The sequence below is a fragment of the Klebsiella indica genome, assembly GCF_005860775.1.
Classification (GTDB): domain Bacteria; phylum Pseudomonadota; class Gammaproteobacteria; order Enterobacterales; family Enterobacteriaceae; genus Klebsiella; species Klebsiella indica.
Map to the genome: position 1 here is coordinate 34,220 of NZ_VCHQ01000010.1, position 14,323 is coordinate 48,542.

Annotated in this window: 11 protein-coding genes; 3 read left to right on the forward strand and 8 right to left on the reverse strand. The window is 53.3% G+C overall.

Features of this window, described 5'->3' with window-relative positions:
* Window positions 1–2: 2 nt before the first annotated feature.
* The 3 genes from hcp to aqpZ form a co-directional block, all read right to left on the reverse strand.
* Window positions 3–1,655 (reverse strand): hydroxylamine reductase, encoded by a 1,653-nt coding sequence (hcp, locus tag FE839_RS08690; protein ID WP_138360436.1) that lies wholly within the window; start codon window positions 1,653–1,655, stop codon window positions 3–5.
* Window positions 1,656–1,800: 145 nt separating this feature from the next.
* The gene (locus FE839_RS08695) at window positions 1,801–2,700 is read right to left on the reverse strand and encodes a LysO family transporter (protein ID WP_138360437.1); all 900 of its coding nucleotides are present in this window, start codon (window positions 2,698–2,700) and stop codon (window positions 1,801–1,803) included.
* A 173-nt stretch (window positions 2,701–2,873) separates the two neighbouring features.
* Window positions 2,874–3,569, reverse strand: a complete 696-nt coding sequence (gene aqpZ, locus FE839_RS08700; protein ID WP_138360438.1) for an aquaporin Z — start codon at window positions 3,567–3,569, stop codon at window positions 2,874–2,876.
* A gap of 395 nt (window positions 3,570–3,964) precedes the next feature.
* On the opposite strand from aqpZ, the gene FE839_RS08705 reads away from it, so the two are divergent.
* Window positions 3,965–5,623, forward strand: coding sequence for an ATP-dependent endonuclease (locus tag FE839_RS08705; RefSeq protein WP_138360439.1), 1,659 nt, complete (start codon window positions 3,965–3,967; stop codon window positions 5,621–5,623).
* 204 nt (window positions 5,624–5,827) lie between these two features.
* Here the strand turns inward: FE839_RS08705 and cspD are convergent, their stop codons facing one another.
* Complete coding sequence (gene cspD / locus FE839_RS08710; protein WP_002896516.1) at window positions 5,828–6,049, reverse strand: cold shock-like protein CspD; 222 nt, start codon at window positions 6,047–6,049, stop codon at window positions 5,828–5,830.
* A 326-nt stretch (window positions 6,050–6,375) separates the two neighbouring features.
* Between cspD and clpS the strand changes: the two genes are divergently transcribed.
* A complete protein-coding gene (gene clpS / locus FE839_RS08715; protein WP_138360440.1) occupies window positions 6,376–6,693 on the forward strand; it encodes an ATP-dependent Clp protease adapter ClpS in 318 nt (105 codons plus the stop codon).
* A gap of 31 nt (window positions 6,694–6,724) precedes the next feature.
* Window positions 6,725–9,007: an ATP-dependent Clp protease ATP-binding subunit ClpA gene (gene clpA / locus FE839_RS08720; RefSeq protein ID WP_138360441.1), complete on the forward strand. Its 2,283-nt coding sequence runs from the start codon at window positions 6,725–6,727 to the stop codon at window positions 9,005–9,007.
* A gap of 329 nt (window positions 9,008–9,336) precedes the next feature.
* Here the strand turns inward: clpA and infA are convergent, their stop codons facing one another.
* The 4 genes from infA to cydD form a co-directional block, all read right to left on the reverse strand.
* The gene (infA, locus tag FE839_RS08725; RefSeq protein WP_002211347.1) at window positions 9,337–9,555 is read right to left on the reverse strand and encodes a translation initiation factor IF-1; all 219 of its coding nucleotides are present in this window, start codon (window positions 9,553–9,555) and stop codon (window positions 9,337–9,339) included.
* A gap of 439 nt (window positions 9,556–9,994) precedes the next feature.
* A complete protein-coding gene (aat, locus tag FE839_RS08730; protein ID WP_138360442.1) occupies window positions 9,995–10,699 on the reverse strand; it encodes a leucyl/phenylalanyl-tRNA--protein transferase in 705 nt (234 codons plus the stop codon).
* A gap of 40 nt (window positions 10,700–10,739) precedes the next feature.
* Window positions 10,740–12,461 (reverse strand): heme ABC transporter ATP-binding protein/permease CydC, encoded by a 1,722-nt coding sequence (gene cydC / locus FE839_RS08735; protein WP_138360443.1) that lies wholly within the window; start codon window positions 12,459–12,461, stop codon window positions 10,740–10,742.
* A complete protein-coding gene (gene cydD, locus FE839_RS08740; RefSeq protein WP_138360444.1) occupies window positions 12,462–14,228 on the reverse strand; it encodes a heme ABC transporter permease/ATP-binding protein CydD in 1,767 nt (588 codons plus the stop codon).
* Window positions 14,229–14,323: the final 95 nt, after the last annotated feature.

The following is a 14,323-nucleotide window of genomic DNA, read 5'->3' on the forward strand; positions in this document are numbered from 1 at the left end:
CCTTACGCGCTCAACAGTTGCTGCATATCTTCTTCAACGGTGGTGACCTGACGCAGGCCAAATTTCTCGTTGAGGACAGCCAGCAGATCCGGGGTGAAGAAACCTGGCGCAGTCGGCCCGGTCACGATGTTTTTCACGCCCAGAGACAACAGCGTCAGCAGGATGACGATCGCTTTCTGTTCGAACCAGGAGAGCACCAGAGACAGCGGCAGGTCGTTCACGCCACAGCCCAGTTTTTCTGCCAGCGTGACGGCCAGAATGATGGCGGAGTAAGCGTCGTTACACTGACCGGCGTCAACCAGACGCGGCAGACCTTCGATGTCGCCGAATTCCAGTTTGTTGAAGCGGTATTTACCACAGGCCAGCGTCAGAATCAGGCAGTCATCCGGTACGCTGGTGGCGAAATCGGTGAAGTAGTTACGTTCGCCACGCGCGCCGTCACAGCCGCCTACCAGGAAGATGTGACGCAGTTTTTCGCGGCTGACCAGGTCGATCAGGCTGTCTGCTGCGCCCAGCAGCGTCTGGCGCCCGAAACCAACGGTGATCAGATGCGGGATTTCGCTGTACGGGAAGCCTGCCATCTGCTGCGCCTGAGCGATAACCGGAGAGAAATCTTCGCCTTCCAGGTGGTTTACGCCCGGCCAACCGACGATGCTGCGCGTCCAGATACGGTCGTCATACGCGCCAACGGTCGGGTCGATGATACAGTTAGAGGTCATCACGATAGGGCCAGGGAAGCGGGCGAATTCAACCTGCTGGTTCTGCCAGCCGCTGCCGTAGTTACCGACCAGGTGTCTGAATTTACGCAGTTCCGGGTAACCGTGCGCGGGCAGCATTTCACCGTGGGTATAGACGTTCACGCCAGTCCCTTCGGTCTGCTCCAGCAGGTTGTACAGATCTTTCAGGTCATGACCAGAGATCAGGATGCACTTACCTTCAACCGCTTTCACGTTAACCTGAGTAGGGGTCGGGTGGCCGTATTTGGTGGTTTCACCGGCATCCAGGATGCTCATCACTTTGAAGTTCATCTGGCCGATTTCCATAGAACATTCCAGCAGAGCGTTCATATCGGAAGGCCAGGTGCCCAGCCACGCCATGATTTTGTGGTACTGCGCGTAGATGTCGTTGTCATACTGGCCCAGAACGTGGGCGTGCTCCATGTACGCTGCCGCACCTTTCAGGCCATACAGGCAAAGCAGACGCAGGCCGAGGATGTTCTCGCCAATAGCGGCTTTGTCTTTGTTCGGGGTGAACTCGGCGGCCTGACGTTGCAAATCGCCCGGATCGTCGCTGACCAGTTGCAGGTCGGCCATCGGGTTGTTTACCGTGGCGCTTGCATCGATGTTCTGGCACTGCGCTTTCAGTGATTCGCGCAGGGCGATCGCTTCACGGGCATAGCCGACGATACGCGGAGAGTCGAAGTTAACGTTGGTCAGAGTGGAGAAAAATGCACGCGGGGCAAAGTTGTCAACGTCATGATCGATGATGCCATATTCACGGGCTTTAACAGCCCATGCAGACAGACCTTGCAGGGACGCAATCAGCAGATCCTGGAGATCGGACGTTTCCGCTGTTTTACCGCACATACCCTGCGCGTAGGAGCAGCCGTTCCCCGTCGGAGTACGGATGGTTTGTTCACATTGCACACAAAACATGGTCACACCTTTTTTAAAGTTATATTTAATATACATGTTTAAGGTTATGCCTGCGGGGGAGATGAGAAAAGGTATTTCTGATACAACTTACAGGGAGATTGATTTAGCGCAAAATTGGCGGTCGAAAACAACCGCCAGAAAGGGATTATGCGGAGAAAAAGGCCATCAAAATGGGTACCAGCAGACTCAAAATGAAGCCATGAACGATAGCTGCCGGGACAATTTCCACGCCGCCTGAACGTTGCAGGACCGGTAGCGTAAAGTCCATTGATGTCGCTCCGCACAGGCCGAGTGCAGTTGAACGGCTGCGTCGTACCAGGCCGGGAATAAGCATAATTGCCAGCAGTTCCCGGGAAAGATCGTTGAAAAACGCGGCGCTACCAATAACCGGCCCGTACGATTCGGTCAGTAAAATCCCGGACAACGAATACCAGCCAAATCCGGAAGCCATTGCCAGACCGGTTTTTAACGGCAGATCGAGAATAAAGGCATTGATGACGCCAGCCAATAACGAACTGATCATGACCACGACCGCCACAATTATTCCACGGCGATTAAGGATGATTTGCCGTAGGGTCATGCCATTATTACGCAGTTGCATACCGATGAGTAACAAAAGGAAAATTAGCGTATATTCGCTGGCCTCGGTGGCGTGTTGTAAAAAAGGGATGCCGCTCAGCCCAATCAAAAAACCAATAAGCACTACGCCGCATAGCTGGAGAGATTCCATGGCCATTGCGAGACGGGAAGGTAATTTTTCCTGGCGGTGATGATTTCGCCACGGTATTTTTTGCTCAAGCCACATCAGGGCCGCAATATTGCATAGCAGGATAATAACGATGCTGACCGCTGAATAATGGAGAATCGCCAGCAGATTGCTGGCAAGATTATCGAGAAAGGCCAGGCTAATTCCCATAAAAAAGAGAATGATATAGACAATCCAGCTTAACAGCCGGTTGATCAGTTTTAATGCGGCCTGATGCTGAAGCGGAATAAGATAGCCCACAATCAGCGGAACCAAAATGATGAAAAGTCCTGAAAACATGAACAGCCGGGTCCTTTGTATGCGAAACTGCGCAATGACACTACCCAATAAAGGCTGTCAGGTAAAGGTGTAAAAAAACCGGGCGGCGCTAACGCTTACCCGGCTTACATATTGCTCTATGACCGCAGGCCAGGGAGGCATAGCCGCCACCCGATACTCCGGATCTTAATCCATTAATCGCGCTTTTCGAGCAAGGTGCGGTACAGCACGCCACCCAGAATACCGCCGATAATCGGCATCACCCAGAACAGCCACAGCTGTTGTAATGCCCAGCCGCCCTGGAAGAGCGCAACCGCGGTGCTGCGCGCCGGGTTCACCGAGGTGTTGGTGACCGGGATACTGATCAGGTGAATCAGCGTCAGCGCAAGGCCAATGGCAATGGGAGCAAAGCCTGCCGGGGCATTCTTATCGGTTGCGCCATGAATAACCAGCAAAAAGCCGCAGGTCAGGACAATCTCAATCACAATCGCGGAAAGCATTGAGAAACCGCCTGGAGAGTGCTCGCCATAACCGTTAGAGGCGAAACCGCTGGCAGCCGCGTCAAAACCTGCTTTACCGCTGGCAATAACATACAAAATAGCGGCGGCAATAATACCGCCGATAACCTGAGCGATAATATAGCCAATGACCTCTTTTGCCGGGAAGCGGCCGCCAGCCCACAAACCTAAAGTGACCGCCGGATTAAAATGCCCGCCGGAAATATGGCCCACGGCATACGCCATGGTTAATACAGTTAAACCGAAGGCTAACGCGACGCCGGCAAAGCCAATGCCTAATTCCGGAAACGCTGCGGCCAGTACAGCGCTACCGCAACCACCAAACACCAGCCAGAATGTACCAAAACATTCTGCTGCTAATTTTCTGAACATAACGACCTCAATAAAAAACGTAAACCAACATAAGTTGCCGTCTCGGCTTTTATTTATCGGCACAAATGCGACGATAAAAATAAAGGAGCGTTATTCTATGGATGTTTTCATCCGGAGACCAGCTAAAAAAGTGATGTTATTTAATTTCGAATAAGTGTGGTTAAAAAATGAACATATAGATGATGAATTATTATCTGGATTAAATGATATATACTCTAAATAATTCGTCTTGCAGGGCAAAAACGATTAACCGTTTTGAATGTGGTTCGCGCTGGTCACGAAAGGGCGAAGACCAGGGGGGCACCGGGTTATTGCCAGTATATCTGCAACAAGCAGTCCGACGGGTATATACTGCTGATAATTGAAGGATAAAGTGGCTAGCGGGCGGAGGGGATATGCATCTTGAGCGCGTCGAAATTGTAGGCTTCCGCGGTATCAACCGTTTATCGTTGATGCTGGAGCAAAATAACGTGCTGATTGGCGAAAATGCATGGGGTAAATCCAGCCTGCTGGATGCCCTGACGTTACTCTTATCGCCAGAGTCTGAACTTTACCATTTTGTCCGTGAGGATTTTTGGTTTCCGCCCGGTGATATTCAGGGGCGAGAGCGTCATTTGCATATTATCCTGACCTTCCGTGAAAATGACCCCGGTCGTTATCGGGTGCGTCGTTATCGGCCCCTTAGTCATTGCTGGGTACCCTGTGATGATGGTTTTCAGCGGATTTTTTATCGCCTGGAGGGAGAGCTTGCCGATGATGATGGCGTCATGACGCTGCGTAGTTTTATCAATGGCGAAGGGGAGGCCCTGGAACTGGCGGATATTGACGAGCTGGCCCGGCACCTGGTGAGATTAATGCCCGTTCTGCGATTGCGCGATGCCCGATTTATGCGGCGGATCCACAACGGTACCGTGCCGCATTCTCCACAGATTGAGATTACTGCCCGCCAGCTTGATTTTCTCTCCCGTGAGCTGGTGCATCACCCGCAAAATTTGACCGATAGCCAGATACGGCAAGGGCTGTCGGCAATGGTGCAGTTACTGGAACACTATTTTGCCGAGCAGAGCAGCGCGCAATCGCGTAACCGCCTGATGCGCCGCTATTCACACGATGAACAACGTAGCTGGCGTTATCTGGATATTATCAACCGGATGATCGATAAGCCCGGCGGCCGCAGCCACCGGGTCATTTTGCTGGGTTTATTCGCTACGCTATTGCAGGCAAAAGGAACTGTCCGGCTCGATCGCGACGCGCGACCGCTGCTACTAATTGAAGATCCCGAAACCCGGTTGCATCCTATTATGTTGTCTGTGGCCTGGCGTTTGCTCAATTTGTTGCCGTTACAGAGAGTGACGACCACTAATTCCGGTGAATTATTGTCGCTGACGCCCGTTGAGTACGTTTGCCGACTGGTGCGTGAATCATCGCGGGTGTCAGCCTGGCGGCTCGGGCCCGGCGGGATGAATGCGGAAGACAGTCGGCGCATCGCTTTTCATATCCGTTTTAACCGCGCGTCATCGCTGTTTGCCCGCTGCTGGCTGTTGGTCGAAGGTGAAACGGAAACCTGGGTTATTAACGAGCTGGCCCGTCAGTGCGGTCATCACTTTGATGCGGAAGGGGTGAAAGTTATTGAGTTCGCCCAGTCGGGATTAAAACCGCTTATTAAATTCGCGCGGCGTATGGGCATTGAGTGGCATGTGCTGGTCGATGGCGATGAGGCCGGGAAAAAATATGCGGCGACGGTTCGCGGGCTGTTGAATGACGATAAAATGCTGGAACGCGATCACCTGACGGCACTACCGGCAATGGATATGGAACATTTTATGTATCGTCAGGGGTTCGATGATGTTTACCACCGGGTGGCGCAATTGCCAATGAATCTGCCAATGAACATGCGGCGGGTGATTACCAAGGCGATTCATCGCTCGTCAAAACCGGACCTGGCGATTGAGGTGGCGATGGAGGCAGGCCGTCGCGGCGTGGATGCGGTGCCGGCGCTGTTGAAAAAAATGTTTTCGCGTGTGCTGTGGCTGGCGCGCGGTCGGGCGGATTAGCTTACTCTGCGGCTACTCTCTGTTTTACCGGCGGCGTGTGATGTCTGGTCTGGCCTTGAAAACCGCTGAACGGGCCACATGTAGATTACAGTTGTTGCTGGGTCCGGTGGCGGTGATGTCGCCGGGCCTGCGAGTGACGATAAAAAATGCCAGTCAGAAGGACTGGCATTTTGCTGGCGGGATGTACACAATGAAGCAAAAGAGTTATGCGGCCGTTTCCGCTTCCACAGGGACAATCACGCTGGCGTGGTTACCTTTTGGCCCCTGGTGAACATCAAACCGAACGGCTTGTCCGGCTTTTAGCGTTCTGTAACCATCCATCTGGATGGTAGAATAATGGGCGAAAATGTCTTCGCCGCCGCCCTCAGGGCAAATAAAACCGAACCCTTTAGCATTGTTGAACCACTTAACAGTACCCATTTCCATACTTCGACATCCTTCGTAAATCTTATATAAGTAAGATGGAATGAACCGATAGTGGAGTGACGAGTTGTTCAATTGCTCGCCAACTCTCGCCACTACAATTTAGAGAAATCAGGAAATGCGTCAAGCGATTGACGTGGGGAGACGGTGAAAAATGCGTCAAAACTTGAAGCAGTTAACGCTATTGCCGGGGAATGTGACAGACGTCGCGGATGGAAGTAATAGATGATAATTATCTATGATCTATTGTAGATTTGTGATGTGCATAGCCTTTGGTCATTGACAGGCCACCGCCTGTTGGCTACAGCAACCGATGATGAACAGTGACGATGAGTAAGAAAGACTGGCTGGACTTCGAGCAGCTCGTAGAGGACGAAGTTAAAGATGCGCTTAAACCGCCATCTATGTATAAAGTGATATTAGTCAACGATGACTACACGCCAATGGAATTTGTTATTGACGTGTTACAAAAATTCTTTTCTTATGATGTTGAACGTGCAACGCAACTGATGCTAATGGTCCATTATCAAGGTAAAGCGATTTGTGGCGTGTTTACCGCAGAAGTCGCGGAAACCAAAGTCTCGATGGTGAATCAATACGCGAGGGAGAACGAGCATCCGTTGTTGTGTACGCTAGAAAAAGCCTGAATACAGGCAACAAAACTTGGGGGAGGTGCCTATGCTCAATCAAGAACTGGAACTCAGTTTAAACATGGCTTTCGCCAGAGCGCGCGAGCACCGTCATGAGTTCATGACCGTCGAGCACTTGTTGCTGGCGCTGCTTAGCAACCCTTCGGCCCGCGAAGCGCTTGAAGCGTGTTCAGTGGACCTGGTCGCGCTGCGTCAGGAACTTGAAGCCTTCATCGAACAGACCACGCCCGTTCTGCCTGCAACGGAAGAAGAGCGCGACACTCAGCCGACGCTGAGCTTCCAGCGCGTGCTGCAGCGTGCCGTTTTCCACGTTCAGTCCTCCGGACGTAGCGAAGTCACTGGCGCCAATGTCCTGGTCGCAATTTTTAGCGAACAGGAGTCCCAGGCGGCATATCTGCTGCGTAAACATGAAGTCAGCCGCCTTGATGTGGTGAATTTCATCTCTCACGGTACGCGTAAAGATGAGCCAGGCCAATCTGCTGATAACAGCGCCAGCCAGCCTGGCAGCAGTGAAGAGCAAGCAGGCGGGGAGGATCGTATGGAAAACTTCACCACCAACCTCAATCAGCTTGCTCGCGTTGGCGGTATCGATCCGCTGATCGGCCGCGAGAAAGAGCTGGAACGTGCTATTCAGGTTCTTTGTCGTCGCCGCAAAAATAACCCGCTGCTGGTGGGAGAGTCCGGCGTCGGTAAAACCGCCATTGCCGAAGGGCTTGCCTGGCGTATCGTGCAGGGCGATGTGCCGGAAGTCATGGCCGATTGTACGATTTATTCTCTGGATATCGGTTCGCTGCTGGCAGGCACCAAATATCGCGGTGATTTTGAAAAACGCTTCAAGGCGCTGCTCAAGCAACTGGAACAGGACACCAGTAGCATTCTGTTCATTGATGAAATCCACACCATCATTGGCGCGGGAGCCGCTTCCGGCGGGCAGGTCGATGCCGCTAATCTGATTAAACCGCTGCTCTCCAGCGGCAAGATCCGGGTGATCGGTTCGACGACCTACCAGGAGTTCAGCAATATCTTTGAAAAAGATCGTGCGCTGGCGCGTCGCTTCCAGAAAATCGATATCACCGAACCTTCCGTGGAAGAGACGGTGCAGATTATCAACGGCCTGAAGCCGAAGTACGAAGCGCACCACGACGTGCGTTATACCGCCAAAGCGGTGCGTGCCGCGGTGGAGCTGGCGGTGAAATATATTAACGATCGTCATCTGCCGGATAAAGCGATTGACGTGATTGACGAAGCCGGAGCGCGGGCGCGCTTAATTCCGGTGAGCAAACGTAAGAAAACGGTTAACGTGGCGGATATTGAGTCCGTGGTGGCACGGATCGCGCGTATTCCTGAAAAGAGCGTTTCCCGCAGCGATCGCGATACGCTGAAAAACCTCGGCGATCGTCTGAAGATGCTGGTCTTTGGTCAGGATAAGGCAATTGAGGCATTAACTGAAGCCATCAAGATGGCGCGTGCCGGGCTTGGTCATGAACACAAACCAGTCGGTTCTTTCCTGTTCGCCGGGCCGACCGGGGTCGGGAAAACCGAAGTCACCGTGCAACTGGCGAAGTCTCTGGGTATTGAACTGCTGCGTTTTGATATGTCCGAATATATGGAGCGTCATACCGTCAGCCGTTTAATTGGCGCGCCTCCGGGCTATGTTGGTTTCGATCAGGGCGGGCTGCTGACCGATGCGGTGATTAAGCATCCGCACGCGGTGCTGTTGCTGGATGAAATTGAAAAAGCGCACCCGGATGTCTTTAACCTGCTGCTGCAGGTGATGGATAACGGCACGTTGACCGATAACAACGGCCGCAAGGCGGATTTCCGCAACGTGGTGCTGGTGATGACCACCAACGCCGGAGTGCGCGAAACCGAGCGTAAATCCATTGGTCTTATCCATCAGGACAATAGCCCGGATGCGATGGATGAGATTAAAAAGATCTTTACGCCGGAGTTCCGTAACCGTCTCGATAACATTATCTGGTTCGATCACCTGTCGACGACGGTTATTCACCAGGTGGTGGATAAGTTTATCGTCGAACTGCAGGTTCAACTGGATCAGAAAGGCGTGTCGCTTGAAGTTAGCCAGGAAGCGCGTGACTGGCTGGCGGAGAAAGGCTATGACCGGGCCATGGGCGCACGTCCAATGGCCCGGGTGATCCAGGACAATCTGAAAAAACCGCTGGCCAACGAACTGCTGTTTGGTTCACTGGTTGATGGCGGTCAGGTGACCGTTAAACTGGATAAAGAGAAAAACGCGCTGACCTACGGCTTCCAGAGTGCGCAGAAGCACAAACCGGAAGCGGCGCATTAATCTTATAGTCGTGCATCTATAACCGGCCTTTGGGCCGGTTTTTTTACATCCATGTGCTGGACGTTTTTTAACCTTGGATATTAGGGGGATCGATAGAATTGGTCGGTTAATTTTAACGATAACTTTATGGTAGAGCGGAACGTGTTGGATGCATTGCCGTACAGGTAGCTTAGAAAAAAGTTACACCGGGTATTACCAGACCAATGAGGTTCACTGCCGTACAGGCAGCCAATATTGGGGCAAGTATCAGCCCGGGATGATCGGAAATAAACGAAAAAGCCGGGAGATATCCCGGCCTTCTGCATCTGGCACCTCAGGTGCAAAAACGATCAGCGACTACGGAAGACAATGCGGCCTTTGCTCAGGTCGTACGGGGTCAGCTCAACAGTCACTTTGTCGCCCGTCAGAATGCGGATGTAGTTTTTACGCATTTTACCGGAAATATGCGCAGTTACCACGTGACCGTTTTCCAGTTCTACGCGGAACATAGTGTTAGGCAACGTATCAAGTACGGTGCCCTGCATTTCAATATTGTCTTCTTTGGCCATCTAGTCCTCTGGGGTATCACTACCGTAGTTTTGAACCGGCAAGATAATGCCGAAGTTCAGCAAGTAAGTAAAGTTTTACATATACCCGCCATCCTTCAAGTTGCATGCGCGTTGACAGCATGTACCCGGAATATCCCTGAGTATCGCCCTCGTGGCGAACAACGTGCAGATTGTCGTTTATCCCGGCCGCCTGCTGTAGCCGTTGGAGGATTCAGTGTCCCGCAACTTGAATTATTTAGGGTAAAATCGCCGAAGTCGTTTCGGCGCATTGCCCGCAATTCACGCGGATAAACCGGGTGACAGGCGCAAACGTAAAGGGGAGTGACAGAACGATGGGCGTTATCTGACTCTTATTATTCCCAAACGGCGACGGGGCAACGGGCAGAAGCTACTCTACCGCGCAATTATACCATCCCAGCAAAAAATGTGCTGAAAACATTTATGCATCGCCTGCAAATAGCAACCTGGGCACCCAGAATCGCTCCGGCAGACGCCAGGTTCGCAGCACTGAGAGATAGTCGAGATAATCGCGGCGGGAGATTTCTACCGCGCCTAAAGAGGCGGTATGCTTATTGAGAACCTGACAATCGATTAATTTTCCTCCGTTCTGCATAAAGATCTGGCTAAAGACCAGTAATGCCGTTTTAGAGGCGTTTGCCGCACGGCTGAACATCGACTCTCCGCAAAATAGCGCGCCCTGTGCGACGCCGTACATGCCGCCGACTAATTCATCTCCCTGCCACACTTCAATAGAATGGGCATGGCCCAACTCATGCAACTGGTGATACGCCTGAACGATACCCGGCGTTATCCATGTTCCTTCATCACGGTGATCGGCGCATCCTTCAATGACCTGGCCAAAGGCGTAATTCAACGTGACACGATAAGGCGAACGCTGATGAAAGCGCTTCATACTGCGGCTGAGATGGAATTTCTCCGGCCATAGTACCGCCCGCGGGTCGGGGGACCACCATAAAATAGGGTCACCCGGCGAAAACCACGGGAAAATACCGCGCTGATAGGCCATCAGCAAACGCGCCGGGCTAAGATCGCCTCCCAGCGCTAATAAACCATTAGGCTCACGCAAAGCGCCCTCCGGGGAAGGGAAGGCGATGGAATGATGAGAGAGCTGAACCAGGCGCATTTTTACCTCAGTACATCACAGGCAAAGATTCAATAATGACTTACAGGCGCTGCTTAAACTGGTAGTAACGCCCCTGTTCAGCCAGCAGTTCTGCGTGACTACCTTGCTCAATAATCTTCCCGTTGTCCATGACAATTATCTGATTAAAACGCGCAAGCCCGCGCAGACGATGCGTCACCATTAATACGGTTTTTTGACGCATCACTTGCGCAAGTAAATCAAGGATTTGGCTTTCCGTTGTTGCATCCAGTCCTTCGGTGGGTTCATCAAGCAGCATAAGCGGCGCATCATGAAGCAGGGCGCGGGCGATAGCCAGCCTGCGCAGCTCGCCGCCGGAGAGCTGGCGGCCGCCTTCACCCAACCAGCTATTAAGGCCGCTGTCCTCAAGCAATTTTTCTAAACCCACGCGCTCAAGCGTTGCTGAAAGCTGAGCATCGTTGGCATGAGGGGAGGCCAGCAGCAGGTTATCGCGCAGCGTGGCGCTAAACAGGTGCACGCGCTGCGGCACGACGCTCATTGTCTGGCGTAGCGTCGCCTCAGTAAGGTGTGCCAGAGGCTGGTCGTTGAGTAATATTTCGCCGTGAGCCGGATCCCAGGCACGCGTCAGCAACTGCAACAGGGTCGATTTCCCGCAACCTGTTCGTCCCAGAATGGCGATATGCTCCCCGGCCTTGACCTGTAACGATACATTCTCCAGCGCGGGGGCGGGCTGCTGAGGATAGCGAAAGGTGACTTGATTGAAGATCAATGCCACCTGCTGCGGCGTGGCCGTCGTTCCCTGGGGAAAGGTCACTTCCGGCTGCTGCTCGGTGATTTGCGTGATCCGCTGCGCCGAGGCGATCACCTGACCCAGATGCTGGAATGCGCCGGTGACCGGTGCTAAAGCTTCGAACGCCGCCAGCGCACAGAAAACAAACAGCGCAATCAGCGCACCTGGATGAGTATTACCGCCTACGTCCGCAGAGGCGAGCCACAGCATGGTGATAACCGCAATACCGCCAATCAGTAACATCAGCGCCTGGGAGAGCGCGGTGAGCTCCGCCTGGCGACGCTGTGCATCCTGCCAACGAACTTCGGTTTTTGCCATCTGCTGCCGATAACGATCGCTGGCGTTGAACAGCATCAGTTCCGCCTGCCCCTGTAGCCAGGCGGTGAGCTGCTGGCGATATTGCCCGCGAAGTTGAGTCATGCTTTCACCTGCCGGCTTGCCCGCGCGATAAAACAGCGGCGGCAGTACCAGCAGGGTGAACAGCATAATGCCGCCGAGAGTCAGGGCCAGAGTCACATCCAGTACGCTCAGACCGACAGTGACAACGAGTATCACCACCAGAGCGCCTGCCAGCGGCGATATCACGCGGAGATAGAGATGATCCAGGGTATCGACATCAGCAACCACTCTGTTCAGCAACTCGCCCTGACGAAAGCGCGCCAGCCCGGCAGGGGAGAGCGGCAGCAGTTTACTGAAGGTAAACACGCGCAGATGTTGCAGGACGCGGAAGGTGGCGTCGTGGCTCACCAGACGTTCAAAGTAGCGGCCAGCGGTGCGAATAATTGCCGCGCCGCGTACGCCAGCGGCAGGCAGCATATAGTTAAAGCTGTAGAGACCCGCGACGCCAACAATGGCGGATGCAGACAGAAACCAACCGGACAGCGTTAACAAGCTAATACTGGCCAGTAGCGTGACAATAGCCAGCACGATGCCGAGCAACAGCAGCCATTTGTGCCGTTTGTATAGCGCCAGGTAAGGCAATAATGCGCGCATTTAAATCTCCTCCTGACGATGAGCGAGCAGTCTTGAGAAGGGGCCGCCAGCAGAAGCCAACTGCGAATAACTGCCTTGCTCGACAATTTGGCCATCCTGCATAACCCAGATGGCATCCCATTGCGCAAGATCTTCCAGTTGATGGGTGATCATTAATGTTGTCTGCTGCATTGATGCGTCTGTGAGCGCCTGCATAACCCGCTGCTCGCTGTGAGCATCCAGGCTGGCTGCGGGTTCATCGAGCAGTAACAGGCGACACGGCATCAGCAGCGCCCGCGCAACGGCGACGCGTTGCGCCTGGCCAACCGACAGCCGACCCGCCTGATCGCCGGGCGGTGTGTTGATCCCTTGCGGCAACTGGGAGATAAATTCGCTGACCCAGGCTTTATCCAGCGCAAGCTGTAACTGCGCCTCGGTAGCTTCAGGGCATGCCAGTAGCACGTTTTCGCGTAGCGTCGCTGCAGGCAACTGCGGGTTTTGTCCAACCCAGCTCAGGAGACTTCGCCAGTGGTTGGCATCGAGGCTGTTTAACTCTACGCCGTTAACGCTGAGCGAGCCATCATAGGGAAGAAAGCCGGTTAACGTATTAAGTAACGAGCTTTTGCCCGAGCCGCTTTGCCCAACCAGCACGACGCGTTCACCCGCGCGTAATGAAAAATTCAGCGGCCCGGCCAGCACTTTCCCTTCCGGGGATTTAATCAACAGGTCGCGAGCTTCCAGACTAACCATTTCATTATCGCTTAATATCTTTTCACCACGTTCGGCCTGAGCCAGCGGCGTTTCCATAAAGGTTTTCAGGCTGTCCGCGGCACCAATAGCCTGAGCTTTGGCATGATAAAAAGTCCCTAAGTCGCGTAGCGGCTGGAAAAACTCCGGGGCCAGAATCAAGGCCAGAAAACCGGACATCAAGGTCACCCCCGTGCCGTAATGACCAAAATTGAGTTCGCCCAGATAGGAGAAACCAAAATAAACGGCGACCAGCGCAATAGAGAGCGAGGTGAAAAACTCCAGCACGCCGGAAGAGAGAAACGCCAGGCGCAGCACTTCCATCGTCCGCTGGCGGAAATCTTCGGAGGCCTGGCGAATATTGTCCGTTTCCGCGTTGCCGCGGTGAAAAATTCGCAGCGTTTCCATGCCGCGCAGACGATCGAGAAAATGGCCGCTCAAACGCGCAAGAGCAAGAAAGTTTCGTCGGTTGGCATCTGCCGCCCCCATTCCGACCAACGCCATAAACAGCGGAATTAGCGGCGCGGTACCCAGCAGGATAAGCGCCGCCGCCCAGTTATCAGGGAAAATGGTGATGACAATCAGTAAAGGCACGCAGGCCGCCAGCGTCATCTGCGGCAGATAGCGCGCATAGTAGTCATGCATATCGTCGATCTGTTCAAGGATCAGCGTTGCCCAGCTTCCTGCAGGTTTACCCTGTATCCACGCCGGTCCCGCCTGCTGCAGGCGATTGAGGACCTGACGGCGAATCTCGGTGCGGATATATTGACCAGCCTGAAAACCAACCCGTTCACGCAGCCACACGAGCCAGGCACGAAGCACAAAGACCAGGACCAGTAACGTAAAAGGCAGCAGCAGCGCCGTTGCGGGGATATTTTCCATGATCATGCGATGGAGGATCCGCGCCAGCAGCCAGGCCTGAGCAACGATTAGCAAGCCGCTAACGACGCCCAACAGACGGGAAATCATCACCCAGCGACGGGAGATAATGCTTTGATCTTTTAACCAACGGGTTAACTCTTGTTGACGGCTTTTGTTCATTGCGCGCTTAGCAGGTGTTGTTATGGGTTTTTTGGGCACGACAATGTTACAACGAGGCAAAAATAAAGGCGACTTTTCGTCGCCTTATTTACCTT

Bases quoted from the DNA above. Each gene is read 5' to 3' on its own strand.
- cspD (WP_002896516.1), bottom strand. From the start codon at position 6,049: ATGGAAATGGGTACTGTTAAGTGGTTCAACAATGCTAAAGGGTTCGGT.
- FE839_RS08705 (WP_138360439.1), top strand. From the start codon at position 3,965: ATGCATCTTGAGCGCGTCGAAATTGTAGGCTTCCGCGGTATCAACCGT.
- clpA (WP_138360441.1), top strand. From the start codon at position 6,725: ATGCTCAATCAAGAACTGGAACTCAGTTTAAACATGGCTTTCGCCAGA.
- aqpZ (WP_138360438.1), bottom strand. From the start codon at position 3,569: ATGTTCAGAAAATTAGCAGCAGAATGTTTTGGTACATTCTGGCTGGTG.
- hcp (WP_138360436.1), bottom strand. From the start codon at position 1,655: ATGTTTTGTGTGCAATGTGAACAAACCATCCGTACTCCGACGGGGAAC.
- clpS (WP_138360440.1), top strand. From the start codon at position 6,376: ATGAGTAAGAAAGACTGGCTGGACTTCGAGCAGCTCGTAGAGGACGAA.
- cydD (WP_138360444.1), bottom strand. From the start codon at position 14,228: ATGAACAAAAGCCGTCAACAAGAGTTAACCCGTTGGTTAAAAGATCAA.
- cydC (WP_138360443.1), bottom strand. From the start codon at position 12,461: ATGCGCGCATTATTGCCTTACCTGGCGCTATACAAACGGCACAAATGG.
- FE839_RS08695 (WP_138360437.1), bottom strand. From the start codon at position 2,700: ATGTTTTCAGGACTTTTCATCATTTTGGTTCCGCTGATTGTGGGCTAT.
- infA (WP_002211347.1), bottom strand. From the start codon at position 9,555: ATGGCCAAAGAAGACAATATTGAAATGCAGGGCACCGTACTTGATACG.
- aat (WP_138360442.1), bottom strand. From the start codon at position 10,699: ATGCGCCTGGTTCAGCTCTCTCATCATTCCATCGCCTTCCCTTCCCCG.